Genomic DNA, 15,844 nt, shown 5'->3' with positions numbered 1-15,844 from the left:
AATTTTGCATTTCAATAATAACCTAACAAGGGTTAAAAATATCTACAAGTTTTGACTATCAATTAAGGGAATAAAATGAGAAAAGTCACTGTTGCCGCAACTCAGATGCCATGTTCGTGGAATATTGAAGATAATGTCGCAAGAGCTGAACAGCTTGTACGTGAAGCTGCTGCACAAGGTGCACAAATCATTCTTTTACAGGAGCTATTCGAAACGCCGTATTTTTGTATTGAAATTAGCGAGGGTTACCACAAGTTGGCTTCAACTCTGGAAGAAAATGACACTTTTAAAAGACTTACTGCCCTCGCTAAAGAACTGCAAGTTGTTCTGCCTTTCAGCTGGTTTGAGAGAGCAGGGAACGTCAAGTTCAATTCTGTTGCAGTGATTGATGCAGACGGTTCTTTATTGGGGGTTTACCGCAAAACACATATTCCAGATAGTGACGGTTACCTAGAAAAATATTATTTCAGCCCTGGTGATACTGGCTTCAAAGTTTGGAATACATGTTATGGTCGTATTGGTGTGGGTATCTGTTGGGATCAATGGTTCCCAGAAACAGCAAGAAGTATGGCTCTTCAAGGCGCGGAACTTCTGTTTTTTCCAACGGCTATTGGTAGCGAACCAAGTCAGCCGCAACTCGATTCTCAACCAGCATGGCAAAATGCAATGCAAGGTCATGCTGCTTCTAATGTTATGCCAGTCATTGCTTCCAACCGCATTGGTCGTGAACAGGCACAAACTCGTGATTTAGAAATCAACTTCTTTGGCTCATCATTCATTGCTGATTACAACGGTGAAATTTTGGCAAAAGCAGACCGCGAAACTCAAGGTATTCTCGTTCACGAGTTCGACCTAGACGAAATTGCATTCCAACGAAGTGCATGGGGGCTGTTCAGAGACAGACGCCCAGAGCAATACAAGCACCTTCTAACACTTGATGGACAACTATAGGACTGGTGTCATGGAAGACAAAAAAATGGGCGTAACGCCTTTAGCACTATTTAGCCTATGTGCAGTGTTAGTAGTGGATACTCTAACAGCATCTGCATCTATTGGGGTTAGCTCGCTAGGATGGTGGGCGTTAATTTTGGTGGTATTTGTACTGCCATACGGTTTAATTACTTCTGAACTCAGCTCTGCTTATCCGGGTGAAGGTGGGATATACGATTGGGTTAAACGAGCATTCGGCTCCAGTTGGGCGATTCGTACCACTTGGTTCTATTGGATTAACGTTGGATTGTGGATGCCCGCAGTATATATCTTGTTTGCTGGTACGTTTGCCGAACTGTTTGCTTCAGAACTTTCATTGTTTGCTCAAGTCGCAATGTGTATTGCTCTAACTTGGTTAACGGTATGGGTGTGCAATATCTCTGTAGATATTGGTGTTTGGGTAACAAACTTCTGTGCGGTATTGAAAGTGATCATCATTTCAGTGTTAGGTATCGGTGGTTTCATCTATGCCGCAAATAATGGTTTGGCGAATGAATTCAGTTTTGAAGCAGTTTTGCCTTCTTTTGACTCAGGAGTTGCCTTTCTTCCTGCTTTGGTTTTCAACCTTATGGGCTTTGAATTGGTTGCCACAATGACCAAAGAGATGAAAGATGTTAAACAGATGCCGAAAGTGGTCTTCTTAGCAATAACGGTAACTGCTTTACTTTATGTGATTGGTACTTTGGGCATCCTAATGGCACTACCAGTCGAAGAAGTCGGATTGGTAACTGGAATTATCGATACGTTAAGAGTCTTGTTCGGTGACGGTGCATTCGGTCATTTTATGACTATGGCATTAGGCGTCGTCACTTTGATTACTTTCATCGGTAATATGGTGAGTTGGACGATGGGATCAAGTCGTGCTGCTGCCGAATCCGCAAGAGAGGGGGAGCTTCCAGAAGTTCTAGGTAAAACTTCTAGCCGTTATAAAACACCTGTAGGGGCTAATGTGTGTACGGGTATGGTTTCCAGCGCTGTCATTGTAATTTATGCGTTCTTTGCTAATAGTAACGATGAACTGTTCTGGTCTATATTCGCTTTCTCTAGCTGTGTGTTCTTAATGCCGTACCTATTCATGTTCCCAGCTTACCTAAAACTTCGATTATCAGATTCTGCTTGTCCACGTCCCTTTAAAGCTCCAGGTGGCATAATGGTACAGGCAGTTATGACGTTGATTTGCTTGCTCATTATTCTTCAGGCAGTGGTTCTTTTCATCTTTCCTGATGTGATAGCTGGTACGATAGATTGGCAGTACACAGGGCCAGTATTGGTGGGTGTTATTGCAACAATCATGATTGGTGAGTTGCTTCTAAAGCGTGCTTATTCTCAAACTAAATCCTCAAGTGTGAGAGGTATAGCATGAGCAAAATTATTGAGGGTTTTCCTAAAGATTTTGGTTTTCGTATGCCCGGTGAACATGAACCACAAAGTGAAGTCTGGATGGCTTGGCCAATTCGCGGTGACAACTGGCGGTTTAGTGGAAAACTGGCGCAGCAAGCATTTGTAGAAGTTGCTCACGCGATCTCTCAAACGACTCAGGTGGTGATGCTGGTTGCACGTGAGCAATATGCAAACGCCCGTTCTCAGTTATCGGATCACATAAAAGTTGTGGAGATGTCCTACAACGATTGCTGGATGCGAGACATTGGGGCAACGTACTTAGTGAATGACAATGGGCAGCGTATGTGTGTAGATTGGCATTTTAATGCCTGGGGGGGATTGAACGATGGTTTGTATTTCCCGTGGGATTTGGATGACGTTGTTGCGGACAAAATGGCAAACATCACTGGCGATAACCTATTTAAAGCGCCACTTGTATTGGAAGGTGGCTCAATCCATAGTGACGGTGACGGTACAATCTACACCACAGAAGAGTGCTTGCTTCACCCAAGTCGAAATCCACATCTATCGAAGCTTGAGATTGAAGAATTATTGCTAGCATATCTTGGTGCAGAGAAAGTGATTTGGTTGCCTAACGGACTATACAACGATGAAACCAACGGCCATATCGATAATATATTGCACGTGGTGAACCCTGGAGAAGTTGCCCTAACTTGGTGTGAGGATGTAAGTGATCCTCAATATGTGATTAGCCGGAATGCTTATGATGTGTTGAGCACTCAACTTGATGCAAAAGGGCGGTCAATCAAGGTTCACAAATTGCCAATGCCAGGTCCTCTTTATATTGAAGAGCATGAAGCCTTTGGCATCGATCAAAGTGAAGGTATGGTGCGAGAAACTGGAGAACGCCTTGCCGCATCTTATGCAAACTTCCTTATCACAAATGGTCGAATCGTTTTTCCTTTGCTGGATGCCAATAATGATGCACTTGCCAAAGGTGTGTTGGAGGAAGCATTTCCCGGATATGAAGTGATTGGTGTGAACGCCAGAGAAATACTTCTAGGTGGCGGAAATATTCACTGTATTACGCAGCAAGTTCCAAGTCTTAGCTAACTCCAAATCGTAAGATTAAACAACAATACGCACCAACGTGACCAAGCTAGTGTCGCTTTGGTGCGTATTTATTAGCTGATTTAAACCAAAACAACTTGATGAAATCCGTTGAAGTCACATGAATCAACAACATTATCTTCAGGCGACTATCTATGTTGAACATCTTTACTGCGAGTTTATTTAAATGGTATCGCTGAAACTATTTTTAGAAAACGCATTCGCGTTTTTGTTGAGATACATAGCATGGTCAGCTTTAGTGATTAGTGTGCCAATATCAATGTTTTTATCGTTATAAATCGCGTAGCCAATACTCAAGCTAGGCTTGATTTCTTTGTTGTTATGGAAAAAGGATTCACTTTCTATTTTGTCTTTAATCGATTGCGATACCTTGTTTACCTTTTCTGGGAGGTAGATGTTGTTCAAAATGACGAGAAATTCATCTCCACCAATTCTTGCAACTGTATCTGTAGTACGAACATGTTCTTTCAACTTCATACTGACAAATTGCAAAAATCTATCCCCGACATCATGTCCGAAATTATCATTCACTGACTTGAAGTCATTTACGTCGATACTTAAAAGGGTAAAAAATTGCCCATTGTAGCCACGATTTGACATTTTCTTGAGCAACTTATTGATATAACGCCGGTTTGGGAGATGCGTTAGTTCATCTTGCATTGCGGCTTTATGAATGGTTTTGTAGTTCCGATACATTAAGAAAAACAGTGCATAAATCAGAAATATTGCAAATATCTCAATCGAAATGATCGCTTGTTCGATGAATGTCAGATGTGGACTATCGCTAAGATTATATTTGGCCACCAATTGCCAGCGTCCATAAGGCAAGTTGATGAAATGCTGAATGTCTGGCTTATCAAAGGTTTCCTTCTCACCATATATCAGCTTCGGCGCATCGGTTACGTTTCTAATTGCAATATCTGCGTCGATAACATCGTAAATACCACTGTTTTCCATTAATTTTTCGTAATCGATAACGACGCTTACTGTGCCCCAATAGGTTTTGTTGTATGGGAAATCTGAATATATTGGATAGCGAGCGATCAGACCTTTTCCACCTTGTACCAGATTGACAGGGCCATCGATATATAGATGTTGATTTTGTTTAGCCAATTGAATGGCTTTGTATTGCTCTGGAATACGTGACAAATCAACCCCTAACGCGGATTCGTTACCCTTGAGTGGATAAATATAGGTAATCACATTGTTTGGTGAAGCAGTTACATTTCGTACATGCTGGGATTTGCTCAAAAGTTGGCTTGCGACCAAATCCCATTTTTTAAAGGTAGTGTTCGGTTCAATGGTGATTAGGGTTGCCAGGCTATCAGCAAGAAAAGTATCCATAAAAATGGAAGCTTCAAAGTTGGAACGAACAAGAGAGATGCTATTAGCAACAACCATTTCCACTTTTTTCGATTCTTGACCGACATAATGGTTTTTTATCGCTATTGAAATTGGCGCAGCAATTGCAAAAAAAGCAATGGAAATTAAGGCAAAAATGAAATCTGTTTTCTTGTTATATGACACGTAGTTATGTATCCAGAGTATTGAACAGCTGAGTAACTAATCTTTTAGGCTCACGTCGTCGAAACGAAAACTGCCAAGTTGCAAAAATAACTTTTGGCTACAAATATATTTATAGTTCTATTTATATAAATGCATCAATTTCTGACCAAAAAACATTTTTGATGTAAATCAAATATACAGTTTGAGTTAATATATGTGAAGTAACTCGTAAATAATTTGTGGTTTGTCCCGGCTTCTTATCGGTATCAGGATTCATGATTTAGAACAAACTGAGGTCGATTTTGAAAGCTTTATAAAGGTTCGTTAGCAGGAGAATTTGTATTGTTACTGTATCTTACTGATATTCGTTTAGTTCATTCGTGAGATCAGCAACTGTATCAGTATCTTCTCATAGACTTTTTGCATTAAGCGTGGTGATATCTAGTGAGTAAATCATTATTAATCGTGATGTAATTGACGTTACTAGAGAAGGAAGTAAAACGTTAAATGATCTCTTCCCATTATTCTTCTGCCATCCGTTTTATTATTTGCATTGTTTTACCAATGTTTTTGCCTGTCATTGCTTGGGCAAAAGCTAACCCTATGACGCCTAATTCGCTCTCTGACTATTACGTTGACACTTGGACTTCGACAGAGGGATTGCCTCATAACAGTATTAATGCGATTGCTCAAACTCAGGATGGTTACCTTTGGTTTGCCACGTGGGAAGGTGTTGCTAGGTATAACGGCTTGGAGTTCAAGCTTTTCGACCGTAGCCCTGTTACACACATGTTGGACTCGGGCACCCGAGCTTTGGTTTCCGATAATAACAATGCACTGTGGGTTGGCGGTGCAAGAGGGAGTTTAAGTCTAAGATCTGGCTTTAATTGGCTTGCGCAAGACGCAGCTCCGAGTATGGTCAACCATGTACTGATTGATCACTCTGGCAATCAATGGTTGGCGATTGAAGGTCAGGGTGTTGTACGTAGGCAACGAAATGCTGACACTTCCTTTGGCGAGAGTGCTTGGATATTAGAAAATATCAGTGCTTACCGACTGATCAAAAATAGTGAGAATGAGATATTTGTTGGTACTGAGAAAGGTTTGTACCAGCTTTCTGAGCATTCCTCTACGAGAATTGAAACTACCCAGTTTGATAAAGTTTATTATCTTTCGTTGGCTCATAACGGGGATCTTTTTATAGGCACAAACCGTGGTGCTTGGCGCTATGATGGAAAAGAATTGTCTCTGATTGATCCAAGAATCGATAAGACAGTTGTCACTGTTGTCGAGCAGGATTCTGCTGGAAACATCTGGTTGGGTACCATCAATAAAGGCTTAGCGCGTTTATCGGACAATACACTAGAGTTTTTGGATGCCAGCAAAGGCTTACCGAATAATCGTGTGCTTTCCTGGTATCAAGATATTGAAGAAAGTATTTGGGTAGGAACTAATGGCGGTTTGATTCGCCTTCGTAACGCGCCTTTTATGTCTATTACTCAAGATAAAGGTTTAGTAGGCAATTATGTTCGCACTGTTCTGTCTATTGCCGACGAAACGCTTTTAGTCGGTTCAAGCAATGGTTTAAGTCTTATCAAACAGAGCTGTGCAGAACCTGCTTTAAATGATGATATTTCATTATCGGTATTGAGCTTGGCCAACGCGTCAGATGGTGGCGCTTGGGTAGGTACTTATCAGAACGGCCTGATGAAATGGAATAACGGTGCGATTGAGTCGATTCTGACTGATAAAGACGGCTTGCCGACTAACGAAGTTCGAGCAATTTTAGAAGACAGCAAATACAACCTTTGGATAGGAACTCCGTTTGGCGTGGTGAAGAAACAACCTGACGGCAGAATGCAACATTTTACTCAGCAGAATGGCCTTAGTGACGATTATGTCATGGCATTGGCTGAAGATGAGTTAGGTCATATCTGGGTTGGTACAGGAGTAGGCGTTGGATATTGGGACAACAGTAAATTCGTCAAACTAGAGCTAGACCAATTGGAACAGGCTCAATATGCTTTTGGATTCTATATTGAACCCGGATATGTATGGATTGCAACAGACAGGGGTATCGTCCGCTATCGTTTGTCTGACCAATCTGCGGCGCTTGTTGGGCGCCCTCAGGGATTGCCAATCGATAAGTTTTTCCAGATTCAAAAGGATGACGATGGCTACTTCTGGTTGTCGAGTAATAGAGGTATCTGGAAGATCAATGCAGCCAAAGCTCATGAAGTCGCTGACGGAAATGAATCAGCTATTGTGTTTGAGCACTTTGATGAAACGGACGGTATGGCGAGTAGCCAAGCGAATGGCGGTTCTAACCCTGCTTCGGCTAAACTCGGTAGCGGTTCAATCTATTTTGCTACAGCGAAAGGTGTCGCTTCCATACATCCCAATAAACTTCATACTTTAAGCAGCAATCCACTACCGCTGGTCTTGCAGTCTGTCCGTTTTGATTCGAATTACATTAACCCTGAAGCGACGCCTATTGTGCCAGCCGGAACGAGCAGAGTATCAATTAACTATGTCGGGTTGGGTTATGTGATGTCTGAGCGGATTCAATATCGTACCAAGTTGGAAGGTTTTGATAATACATGGTCTGAGCGCAGAAATTCTCGTAGCGCAGAATTTACTAATTTACGTCCCGGTCACTATAAGTTTTTGGTCAGTGCCCGTTATCCTTATGGTAACTGGACACAAGCTAAAGTGCTCTATGAGTTTGATGTAGAACCTCTATTCTGGCAGAGAAAAGAAGTCATCGTATTTTTCATTTTTTCAATGTTTGCAATGATTGGTTCCGGAGTGTTATGGCGAATTCAAAGCTTGAAAAGTAGTGAGCAGCGCTTGAGACAGCAAGTTGCATTGCAAACGTATGAACTTCGCTCTCAGGCAACCATGTTTGAGAAGTTGTCTCACGAAGATGAATTAACAGGCTTAGCTAACCGCAGAGCATTTGACTCAAAACTTCAAGAATTGTTTGACGCTGCGAGAGATAGTGGTGAAGTATTGCAACTTGCAGTGCTTGATATCGACCACTTTAAACGTATCAATGACAAATATTCACATTTAGTGGGTGATCACGCCATTGTGGAAGTGGTCAGTGTTTTAAAACGCCATATAGAACCAAATACATTGTTGGCTAGGTGGGGCGGAGAAGAGTTTACTCTTTTGTTTGTCAGTGATACTCATCAATCAGACGACTATTTGGAACGTTTACGCTCGGCAATAGAAGCACATAGTTTTGACGATGTAGCTTTGCAATTGAGGATCACAGTAAGCATCGGTGTTTCAAGCAGTGAATACCTTTCTGGTTATGAAGATCTTTTGAAACTAGCAGACCATGCATTACTGAAGGCAAAGCGTAATGGCAGAAACAGGGTTGAGAGAATAAGCGTTTAAAGAAATAAAAAACGGTCGCAATTAGCGACCGTTTTTTTATGGTGTCTTATTTGTTTACCGCTATCAGAAAACCTTACACGCAAACCCTTTAAGATAGAAACCTTCTGGATACGCGGTATCTGTTGGGTGGTCTGCGGCTTGTTCAAAACGCTCTACGAATTTCACGTCTCTTCCGGCGTCGAGAGCCGCATCAGCAATGATTTTTTGGAACAGAGCTTGGTCCATTAAACCTGAACATGAGTAAGTCAGCAGTGTACCGCCCGGTTTTAAAATTTGCATCGCTAGCATGTTGATGTCTTTATAGCCACGGCATGCACCGTTCAGTTGAGCTTTTGACTCCGCGAACTTTGGTGGATCCATAACAACCACATCAAACTGAGTACCTTGATCGCGATATTCACGAAGTAGTTTGAATACATCAGCGTTGAGGAAGACAGCACGCTTTTTCGAGATATCAAATTCGTTGAGTTCTGCGTTGAATTTGGCCGTATCAAGAGCGGGTTGAGACACATCGGCATTGATGACGCGTTTTGCTCCGCCTTTCAGCGCATATAAACCAAATCCACCAGTGTAAGAGAAGCAGTTGAGAACTTCTTTATCTTTCACATATTTCATTGACTGCAAACGACTGTCACGTTGGTCAAGGTAGAAACCTGTCTTATGACCGTTAACGATGTCTACATTAATTTTGATACCGTTTTCTTCGATCACTACAGACTTAGGTGGCAATTCACCATGAAGAACGCCTACACGTTCCTCCAACCCTTCTTTTTTGCGCACAGCAACGTCAGAACGCTCATAAATATGGCATTCAGGGAAACAGGTGTTAAGCGCTTGAACTAACGTTTCTTTCTGGTATTCCGCTCCTGCACTCAAAAGCTGGCATACAAGGTAGTTATCGTATTTGTCGATAGTAATACCTGGCAGACCATCAGATTCCGCTGCAATTAAGCGATAGCCAGTTAATCCATCACGTTCGATGAAATCGTCACGAAGCATTTGCGCTTGTTGAATTCTTTTGACGAAAAATGCGCTATCAATCTCTTCTTTCTCGAAGCTCCAAACGCGAGCACGAATTTGCGAATGCGGAGAGTAGGCGGCTTTAGCTAACCACTGACCGTCGTTTGAATAGACATCTACGGTTTCACCTAAACTTGGTTCACCTTCGATGCGTTGAATACCACGGGAGAAAACCCATGGGTGTTTACGACGTAATGATTTATCGCGGCCTTTGACCAAATAGATTGCAGAAGTCATTGCTCTACTCTGAAGAATGATAGAAAAGGGCGGGTATTGTCGTGGAACTGAGCTTGAAAAGCAACTCGACTTAATGATGTTCGTTACCGATTGAGCTGAGCCTAATTTCAAACGAACTTGGTTTCGAAAATAAGATCATTATCCAATAGTGAGTGCTAGGTAAAACAATGAGCTAACTATTGGCTATCCTTAAAGGAAGTCGATAAATAAGGAAGATTTCGAATGGCAACAAAGTGCGACAAATTTATTGTTTCCGGTGTGGTTCAGGGGGTAGGGTTTCGCTATCACACCTCTCATCAGGGTTTAAAGCTTGGGTTAACCGGCTATGCTAAAAATCTGAACAATGGCGATGTTGAAGTCATAGCTTGTGGTCCCGTAGAACACGTTGATGAATTTTACGAATGGTTAAAAGAGGGGCCGAGAACGGCGTCAGTCGATAAAATCGTACGAACAACCAGCACGATTGAGAAAAGTTACTGCGGATTTGAAATTCTGTAGGTCTTTAACTGTCTAGCGTAATGAGCGAGACCTACAGAAAGAAATACTAAATGAAAGACTAAAGACATTTAGCCGGTTTTGGTAAACCTGCTATTTTTGTGGCCTGTTTTGCCGGACCTTTAGGGAACAGTTTAAAAAGATACTTACTGTTGCCTTTTTCAGGGCCGTGTTCTTTTTCCATCGCTTTTACCAGCATTCGAATCGCTGGAGAAGTATTGAACTCCTCGTAGAACTTGCGAACAAAAAGTACCACTTCAATATGTGCATCAGTCAGTTGGATCCCTTCTTGCTCAGCTAAAATATCCATCATGCCTTCAGCCCATTCCGTTGAATTAAGCAAATAGCCCTGAGCGTCAGTTTCGATTGTGTTTCCGTTGTATTCAAACATTGCGTTTAATAGTGAGTTGTTTAACTAATTGCGCATAGGGTAGCGAAGGGCGTGGCTTTGCTCAAGAAGAAAAAAAGCCCGAGAAAATCTCGGGCTCTTGTTATCAATCAGTTTAAAGACTTATTAGTCGTCGTTCATGATGCCTAGGATGCTAAGTAAGCTGATGAACAAGTTGTAGATAGAAACGTACAGCGTGATGGTCGCTGAGATATAGTTTGTTTCACCACCGCGAACAATTTGCTGAGTAGTCAGCAAGATTGCGCCAGTTGAAAACAGAACAAACAGACCGCTCATTGCCATGTGTAACATTGGCATTTGTAGGAAAATATTTGCAACCATACCGATTAGTAGTACAACAAAACCAGCCAACAACATGCCATTTAGGAATGATAGGTCACGTTTAGTTGTCAGTGCGTATGCAGAAGCACCCATGAATGCCAGCGCAGTACCGCCTAGTGCAGTTAGGACCACATCACCCATACCAGCACCAATATACATATTAAGAATTGGACCGATAGTGTAGCCAAGGAAACCTGTAAATAGGAATGTAAATACAAGGCCCATGCTGTTGTTACGGTTCTTCTCTGTCAAGAATAGCAAGCCGTAGAAGCCAACCAGCATGATGATGATACCTGGACGAGGTAGATTCATCGCCATAGAAACACCAGCAATCACAGCAGACCATAGAAGCGTCATAGAAAGCAGCGCATAAGTGTTTCTTAGCACTTTGTTGGTTTGTAGAGCACTGTCATAAGACGATGTGCGAGAATACATTGGAGTGTTCATACTTTTACTCTTCCTCATTGAAAGGTGTTTCTTGTTTATATAGACATTAATGAGGCTAATAGTTCCGTTTTTCAAGCCTCTGTCTTGTACTAACATTTAAAATAATAAACAAAAACGGTCAAAATAAGCGTGACAAGTTGTAACACAATATTTCCGCTCATCTAAGTTTATAGCTGCGTTCATACTAACACTAAATCATCAACAATTTTGTAAGTTATTGTTGAAATAAACCATTAGTTACAAAAGAAAAAGAGGCGATTATATCGCCTCTTTAAAATATGTATGATTCACACGGTTTGCCAGTGAGGCATTAGTGATGAAGAATCTGCGCCAAGAAGTTCTGTGTGCGATCAGATTGAGGATTTTCAAAGAAATCTTTTGGATTGTTTTCCTCAATGATTTCGCCAGCATCCATAAAGATCACTCGGTCAGCAACTTCTTTTGCAAAACCCATTTCATGAGTTACACAAAGCATCGTCATACCTTCACCAGCAAGTTCAACCATTACGTCTAGTACTTCGCGAACCATTTCTGGGTCAAGTGCTGAAGTCGGTTCATCGAACAGCATAACTTGTGGATTCATACATAGAGAACGTGCGATAGCTACACGTTGTTGCTGACCACCAGAAAGCTGACCTGGGTATTTGTCTGCTTGGTCTGGGATCTTAACGCGCTTCAAATACTTCATTGCAATCGCTTCAGCTTCGTCTTTAGGCATTTTCTTTACCCAAATAGGAGCAAGCGTACAGTTCTCTAAAACCGTTAAATGAGGGAAAAGGTTAAAGTGCTGGAAACACATACCGACTTCACGGCGCACCGCTTCGATGTTCTTTAAGTCTTCAGTAAGCTCTGTACCAGCCACTAGAATCTGACCTTTCTGGTGTTCTTCCAAGTGGTTGATACAACGAATCATGGTTGATTTGCCTGAGCCTGAAGGGCCACAAATAACGATCTTTTCGCCTTTTTTAACATCCAGGTTGATGTTTTTCAGTACGTGAAACTCACCGTACCATTTGTTCATGTCCTTAATTTGAATCATCAAATCTTCAGAAGTTTGTTGCGTCATAATACGTTCCCTGAATTATTGTTTATCGTTTGTGACCGGTATGGAGTTTGTTTTCTAGCCAAATCGAGTATCTCGACATGCTAAAACAGAACACCCAGAACACTAACGCGACAAATACGTAACTTTCTGTAGCAAAACCTAGCCATTCTGGGTCGGTGTTTGCTGATTGACCAATACCAAGTACGTCGAACATACCGATAATTAGAACTAGACTGGTATCTTTAAACAGGCCAATAAATGTGTTTACGATCGATGGAATAGTGATTTTCAGTGCTTGAGGAAGAATGATTAAACCCATCTTCTTCCAGTACGAAAGGCCGAGAGCATCAGCGGCTTCATATTGACCCTTAGGTATCGCCTGCAAACCACCACGAATAACTTCTGCCATGTAGGCTGAACTGAACATAACCACACCAATGAGAGCACGGATGAGTTTGTCCGTTTCAGAACCTTCAGATAAGAACAGAGGTAGCATCACGGAAGCCATGAACAGGACAGTGATTAGCGGCACACCACGCCAAACCTCTATGTATACGGTACATAGGCTGCGAATGATTGGCATATTAGAACGACGCCCCAAAGCCAGAACCACACCGATTGGCAGAGATACAACAATACCTACTAACGCAATGATAAGAGTAACTAGCAAACCACCCCATTTGTGTGTCTCTACAACTTCTAAGCCAAATACGCCACCGTATAGCAAACCAGCAATTAGGAATGGATAGATGTTAACGAAGAATAGCCAGACCCAAGTTCTTTTTGGTGTTTTATCATAAGCAATTGCAGCGACGAACATGGCTAAGGTAATAAAGAACAGGCGAGGGCGCCATAGTTCAGCTTCTGGGTAGAAGCCATACATATATTGTTGCCAACGTACGCTAATGAATACCCAACAAGCCCCTTCACGAGTACAAGCATCACGAGTGGCACCCACCCAATCAGCATTAATAATCGCCCAATCGACAACGTTCCAAAGCCCCATAAAGGCAAAATACGCCAAAATGATCGTGACTATTGAGTTTGTCGTACTGTTAAACAGGTTCTTTTTAAACCAGCCAACGACACCAGTAGTATTCTCTGGCGGCGGGAGACTTGGTTGAAATTGATGTACTTTCATCTTATCTCTCCACCAATGCTACTTTGTGGTTGTAAATGTTCATAAATAGTGATGTGAGCAAGCTAAGTGTTAGGTAAACCCCCATGGTCATTGCAATGATTTCAATTGCCTGACCGGTTTGGTTCAAGGTTGTACCTGCAAACACAGAAACTAAGTCTGGATAACCAATTGCCATAGCAAGTGACGAGTTTTTGGTTAAGTTCAAAAACTGACTGGTTAAAGGTGGAATTATAATTCGCAATGCTTGCGGAATGACCACTAATTTCAATGTTTTAGAACGAGGCAAGCCTAAAGACATCGCAGCTTCAGTTTGACCGTGGCTAACTGCGTTGATACCAGAACGAACAATTTCTGCTATAAAGGAAGCCGTATAAATACTGAGAGCTAACAGCAATGCCGCTAGTTCAGGAATAATACTGATACCACCTTTGAAGTTGAAACCTTTCAATACCGGATATTCCGCAGAAATCGGCATTCCCATGATGAAATAAACAACCAGTGGTAAACCAACACACAAGCCTAAACCAATACGGAACATAGGTGTTTGTTGACCCGTCAAGCGCTGTTTGTTTTTGGCCCAAATTCCCACGCTAATTGTCGCAATGACACCAATAATGAAGCAAGCAACAACAATGCCACTTCCAGCTTCAAAAACTGGCGCTGGGAAATAAAGACCGCGAACGTTAAGAAATATCGCTTCGCCTAAACTCATACTTTCTCGTGCAGATGGTAGTGCTTGAAGCACAGCCACATACCAGAAAAAGATCTGTAAAAGTAAGGGGATATTTCGAAAAGTTTCGATATAAACGGCTGCTAAACGACTTACTAGCCAGTTTGAAGAGAGTCGAGCGATACCCAAAACGAAACCGATAACGGTAGCAAAGATAATACCCAAGAAAGAAACAAGAGCTGTATTGAGTAGGCCGACTACAAACGTACGACCGTACGAATAAGTTTCGTTGTACTCAATTAAACTCAATCCAATCCCAAAACCTGCAGGTTGGCTAAGAAAATCAAAACCAGTTGCAATACCGCGTGCACTAAGGTTAGTTAGTGCATTGTTAATTATCGTATAAAAGAATAAAGCGAGAGCAGCAATTGCCACGAACTGAAAAACGATAGAGCGGAAAGTGGGATTATAAAGAAGATTTGTGCTTTTAGCCGGAGCTGACTCTGACATTTGCACTGAATTAGTTGTAGGCTTCATACAGCGATAACCTCTTTATCCATTTAGACAAAGGGCGGCCTAGACCGCCCATTTCAATTAGATATCTATTAACGGATAGGTGGAGCGTACATAAAGCCGCCCGCATTCCATAATGCGTTCACACCACGAGATATTTGTAGTGGAGAGCCTTTACCTACTGTACGTTCAAAGCTTTCACCGTAGTTACCAACTTGTTTAACTACTTGGTAGCTCCAATCATCACGAATACCTAAACCAGAACCTTTAGGACCGTCAACGCCAAGAATACGTTTGATTTCTGGGTTGTCAGACTTAAGCATTTCATCTGCGTTTTTAGACGTGATGCCGTACTCTTCTGCGTTGATCATTGCGTTAAGAGTCCACTTAGCAATGTTGAACCATTTGTCGTCGTCTTGACGAACAACTGGACCTAGAGGCTCTTTAGAAATGATCTCTGGTAGTACTACAGCAGAATCAGGATTTGTTAAATTCAGACGAAGCGCGTAAAGACCTGATTGGTCAGTGGTTAGCACGTCACAACGGCCAGAATCGAAACCTTTTGAAGTTTGTGCCGCAGTATCAAATACTACAGGTTTGTAACTCATGCCGTTTGCACGGAAGTAGTCAGCTAGGTTTAGCTCAGTTGTTGTACCTGATTGTACACAAACTGAAGCGCCGTCAAGTTCTTTAGCGCTTGATAGGCCTAGGTCTTTCTTGACCATGAAGCCTTGACCATCATAGTAGTTCACACCGACGAAGTTCAAACCAAGTGCGGTATCACGTTGTAGCGTCCATGTTGTGTTGCGAGACAAAACGTCTATCTCACCAGATTGTAGAGCTGTAAAACGTTCTTTAGCTGTAAGTGGTACGTATTTAACTTTAGTTTTGTCGCCAAGAACCGCAGCAGCAACCGCTTGACAGTATTCTACGTCAATTCCTTCCCATTCGCCTTTTGAGTTAGGGTTAGAAAAGCCTGGTAGACCTGTACTTACACCACAAGATAAAACGCCAGCAGCCATAACTTTGTCTAAAGTACTATCTGCTGCTGAAGCCGAAGTCGCTGCGAAAGCAGAAGATGCCGCTACAACTGTGGCAAGAAGTGTGAGTTTATTCGCCATTTGTATCCTTCCTGTATGATCCATGTTTGACCAGGTGACACCTGATACAAGC

The 15,844-nt window shown here is 42.0% G+C and carries 13 protein-coding genes; 5 read left to right on the top strand and 8 right to left on the bottom strand.

Annotated elements, in window-relative coordinates:
• The first annotated feature begins 75 nt into the window (after positions 1-75).
• From aguB to aguA, 3 genes are read left to right on the top strand one after another with little or no spacing between them, the layout of a single operon-like run.
• Positions 76-951: an N-carbamoylputrescine amidase gene (gene aguB, locus ACRQQK_RS19910; protein ID WP_457514315.1), complete on the top strand. Its 876-nt coding sequence runs from the start codon at positions 76-78 to the stop codon at positions 949-951.
• A 10-nt stretch (positions 952-961) separates the two neighbouring features.
• Positions 962-2,353: an APC family permease gene (locus tag ACRQQK_RS19905; protein WP_457514314.1), complete on the top strand. Its 1,392-nt coding sequence runs from the start codon at positions 962-964 to the stop codon at positions 2,351-2,353.
• The gene (gene aguA / locus ACRQQK_RS19900; RefSeq protein WP_188233843.1) at positions 2,350-3,444 is read left to right on the top strand and encodes an agmatine deiminase; all 1,095 of its coding nucleotides are present in this window, start codon (positions 2,350-2,352) and stop codon (positions 3,442-3,444) included. Before ACRQQK_RS19905 ends, aguA begins: the two co-directional genes overlap by 4 nt.
• Before the next feature lie 180 nt (positions 3,445-3,624).
• On the opposite strand, the gene ACRQQK_RS19895 is transcribed toward aguA, so the two are convergent.
• Positions 3,625-4,989, bottom strand: a complete 1,365-nt coding sequence (locus tag ACRQQK_RS19895; RefSeq protein ID WP_457514312.1) for a diguanylate cyclase domain-containing protein — start codon at positions 4,987-4,989, stop codon at positions 3,625-3,627.
• A 486-nt stretch (positions 4,990-5,475) separates the two neighbouring features.
• On the opposite strand from ACRQQK_RS19895, the gene ACRQQK_RS19890 reads away from it, so the two are divergent.
• On the top strand, positions 5,476-8,373 hold the full coding sequence (locus ACRQQK_RS19890; protein WP_457514310.1) for a ligand-binding sensor domain-containing protein: 2,898 nt from the start codon (positions 5,476-5,478) through the stop codon (positions 8,371-8,373).
• 63 nt (positions 8,374-8,436) lie between these two features.
• On the opposite strand, the gene ACRQQK_RS19885 is transcribed toward ACRQQK_RS19890, so the two are convergent.
• Positions 8,437-9,630 carry a class I SAM-dependent methyltransferase gene (locus tag ACRQQK_RS19885; protein ID WP_457514309.1) on the bottom strand — a complete coding sequence of 398 codons (1,194 nt, stop codon included), beginning with the start codon at positions 9,628-9,630 and terminating at the stop codon, positions 8,437-8,439.
• A 222-nt stretch (positions 9,631-9,852) separates the two neighbouring features.
• Here ACRQQK_RS19885 and yccX point away from each other — a divergent pair, with 222 nt between their 5' ends.
• Positions 9,853-10,128 (top strand): acylphosphatase, encoded by a 276-nt coding sequence (yccX, locus tag ACRQQK_RS19880; RefSeq protein ID WP_457514307.1) that lies wholly within the window; start codon positions 9,853-9,855, stop codon positions 10,126-10,128.
• 58 nt (positions 10,129-10,186) lie between these two features.
• On the opposite strand, the gene ACRQQK_RS19875 is transcribed toward yccX, so the two are convergent.
• The 6 genes from ACRQQK_RS19875 to ACRQQK_RS19850 all read right to left on the bottom strand — a co-directional run bounded on the left by ACRQQK_RS19875 (position 10,187) and on the right by ACRQQK_RS19850 (position 15,792).
• A complete protein-coding gene (locus tag ACRQQK_RS19875; RefSeq protein WP_457514305.1) occupies positions 10,187-10,516 on the bottom strand; it encodes a TusE/DsrC/DsvC family sulfur relay protein in 330 nt (109 codons plus the stop codon).
• Between the two features lie 123 nt (positions 10,517-10,639).
• A complete protein-coding gene (locus tag ACRQQK_RS19870; protein WP_457514303.1) occupies positions 10,640-11,302 on the bottom strand; it encodes a Bax inhibitor-1/YccA family protein in 663 nt (220 codons plus the stop codon).
• 310 nt (positions 11,303-11,612) lie between these two features.
• Positions 11,613-12,368 carry an amino acid ABC transporter ATP-binding protein gene (locus ACRQQK_RS19865; protein ID WP_457514302.1) on the bottom strand — a complete coding sequence of 252 codons (756 nt, stop codon included), beginning with the start codon at positions 12,366-12,368 and terminating at the stop codon, positions 11,613-11,615.
• Between the two features lie 22 nt (positions 12,369-12,390).
• On the bottom strand, positions 12,391-13,488 hold the full coding sequence (locus ACRQQK_RS19860) for an amino acid ABC transporter permease (protein WP_457514300.1): 1,098 nt from the start codon (positions 13,486-13,488) through the stop codon (positions 12,391-12,393).
• Between the two features lies 1 nt (position 13,489).
• Entirely contained in the window at positions 13,490-14,695 is a 1,206-nt protein-coding gene (locus tag ACRQQK_RS19855) for an amino acid ABC transporter permease (protein WP_457514298.1), read from the bottom strand.
• Between the two features lie 68 nt (positions 14,696-14,763).
• Entirely contained in the window at positions 14,764-15,792 is a 1,029-nt protein-coding gene (locus ACRQQK_RS19850; RefSeq protein ID WP_457514296.1) for an amino acid ABC transporter substrate-binding protein, read from the bottom strand.
• Between the last annotated feature and the right edge of the window lie 52 nt (positions 15,793-15,844).

Source organism: Vibrio sp. C8, assembly GCF_054051265.1.
This window is presented reverse-complemented; position numbering and strand designations above follow the sequence as displayed.

Coding starts and splice junctions, on each gene's coding strand:
- yccX (WP_457514307.1), top strand. CDS start 9,853: ATGGCAACAAAGTGCGACAAATTTATTGTTTCCGGTGTGGTTCAGGGG.
- ACRQQK_RS19905 (WP_457514314.1), top strand. CDS start 962: ATGGAAGACAAAAAAATGGGCGTAACGCCTTTAGCACTATTTAGCCTA.
- ACRQQK_RS19855 (WP_457514298.1), bottom strand. CDS start 14,695: ATGAAGCCTACAACTAATTCAGTGCAAATGTCAGAGTCAGCTCCGGCT.
- ACRQQK_RS19870 (WP_457514303.1), bottom strand. CDS start 11,302: ATGAACACTCCAATGTATTCTCGCACATCGTCTTATGACAGTGCTCTA.
- ACRQQK_RS19860 (WP_457514300.1), bottom strand. CDS start 13,488: ATGAAAGTACATCAATTTCAACCAAGTCTCCCGCCGCCAGAGAATACT.
- ACRQQK_RS19865 (WP_457514302.1), bottom strand. CDS start 12,368: ATGACGCAACAAACTTCTGAAGATTTGATGATTCAAATTAAGGACATG.
- ACRQQK_RS19875 (WP_457514305.1), bottom strand. CDS start 10,516: ATGTTTGAATACAACGGAAACACAATCGAAACTGACGCTCAGGGCTAT.
- aguB (WP_457514315.1), top strand. CDS start 76: ATGAGAAAAGTCACTGTTGCCGCAACTCAGATGCCATGTTCGTGGAAT.
- ACRQQK_RS19850 (WP_457514296.1), bottom strand. CDS start 15,792: ATGGCGAATAAACTCACACTTCTTGCCACAGTTGTAGCGGCATCTTCT.
- ACRQQK_RS19885 (WP_457514309.1), bottom strand. CDS start 9,630: ATGACTTCTGCAATCTATTTGGTCAAAGGCCGCGATAAATCATTACGT.
- aguA (WP_188233843.1), top strand. CDS start 2,350: ATGAGCAAAATTATTGAGGGTTTTCCTAAAGATTTTGGTTTTCGTATG.
- ACRQQK_RS19890 (WP_457514310.1), top strand. CDS start 5,476: ATGATCTCTTCCCATTATTCTTCTGCCATCCGTTTTATTATTTGCATT.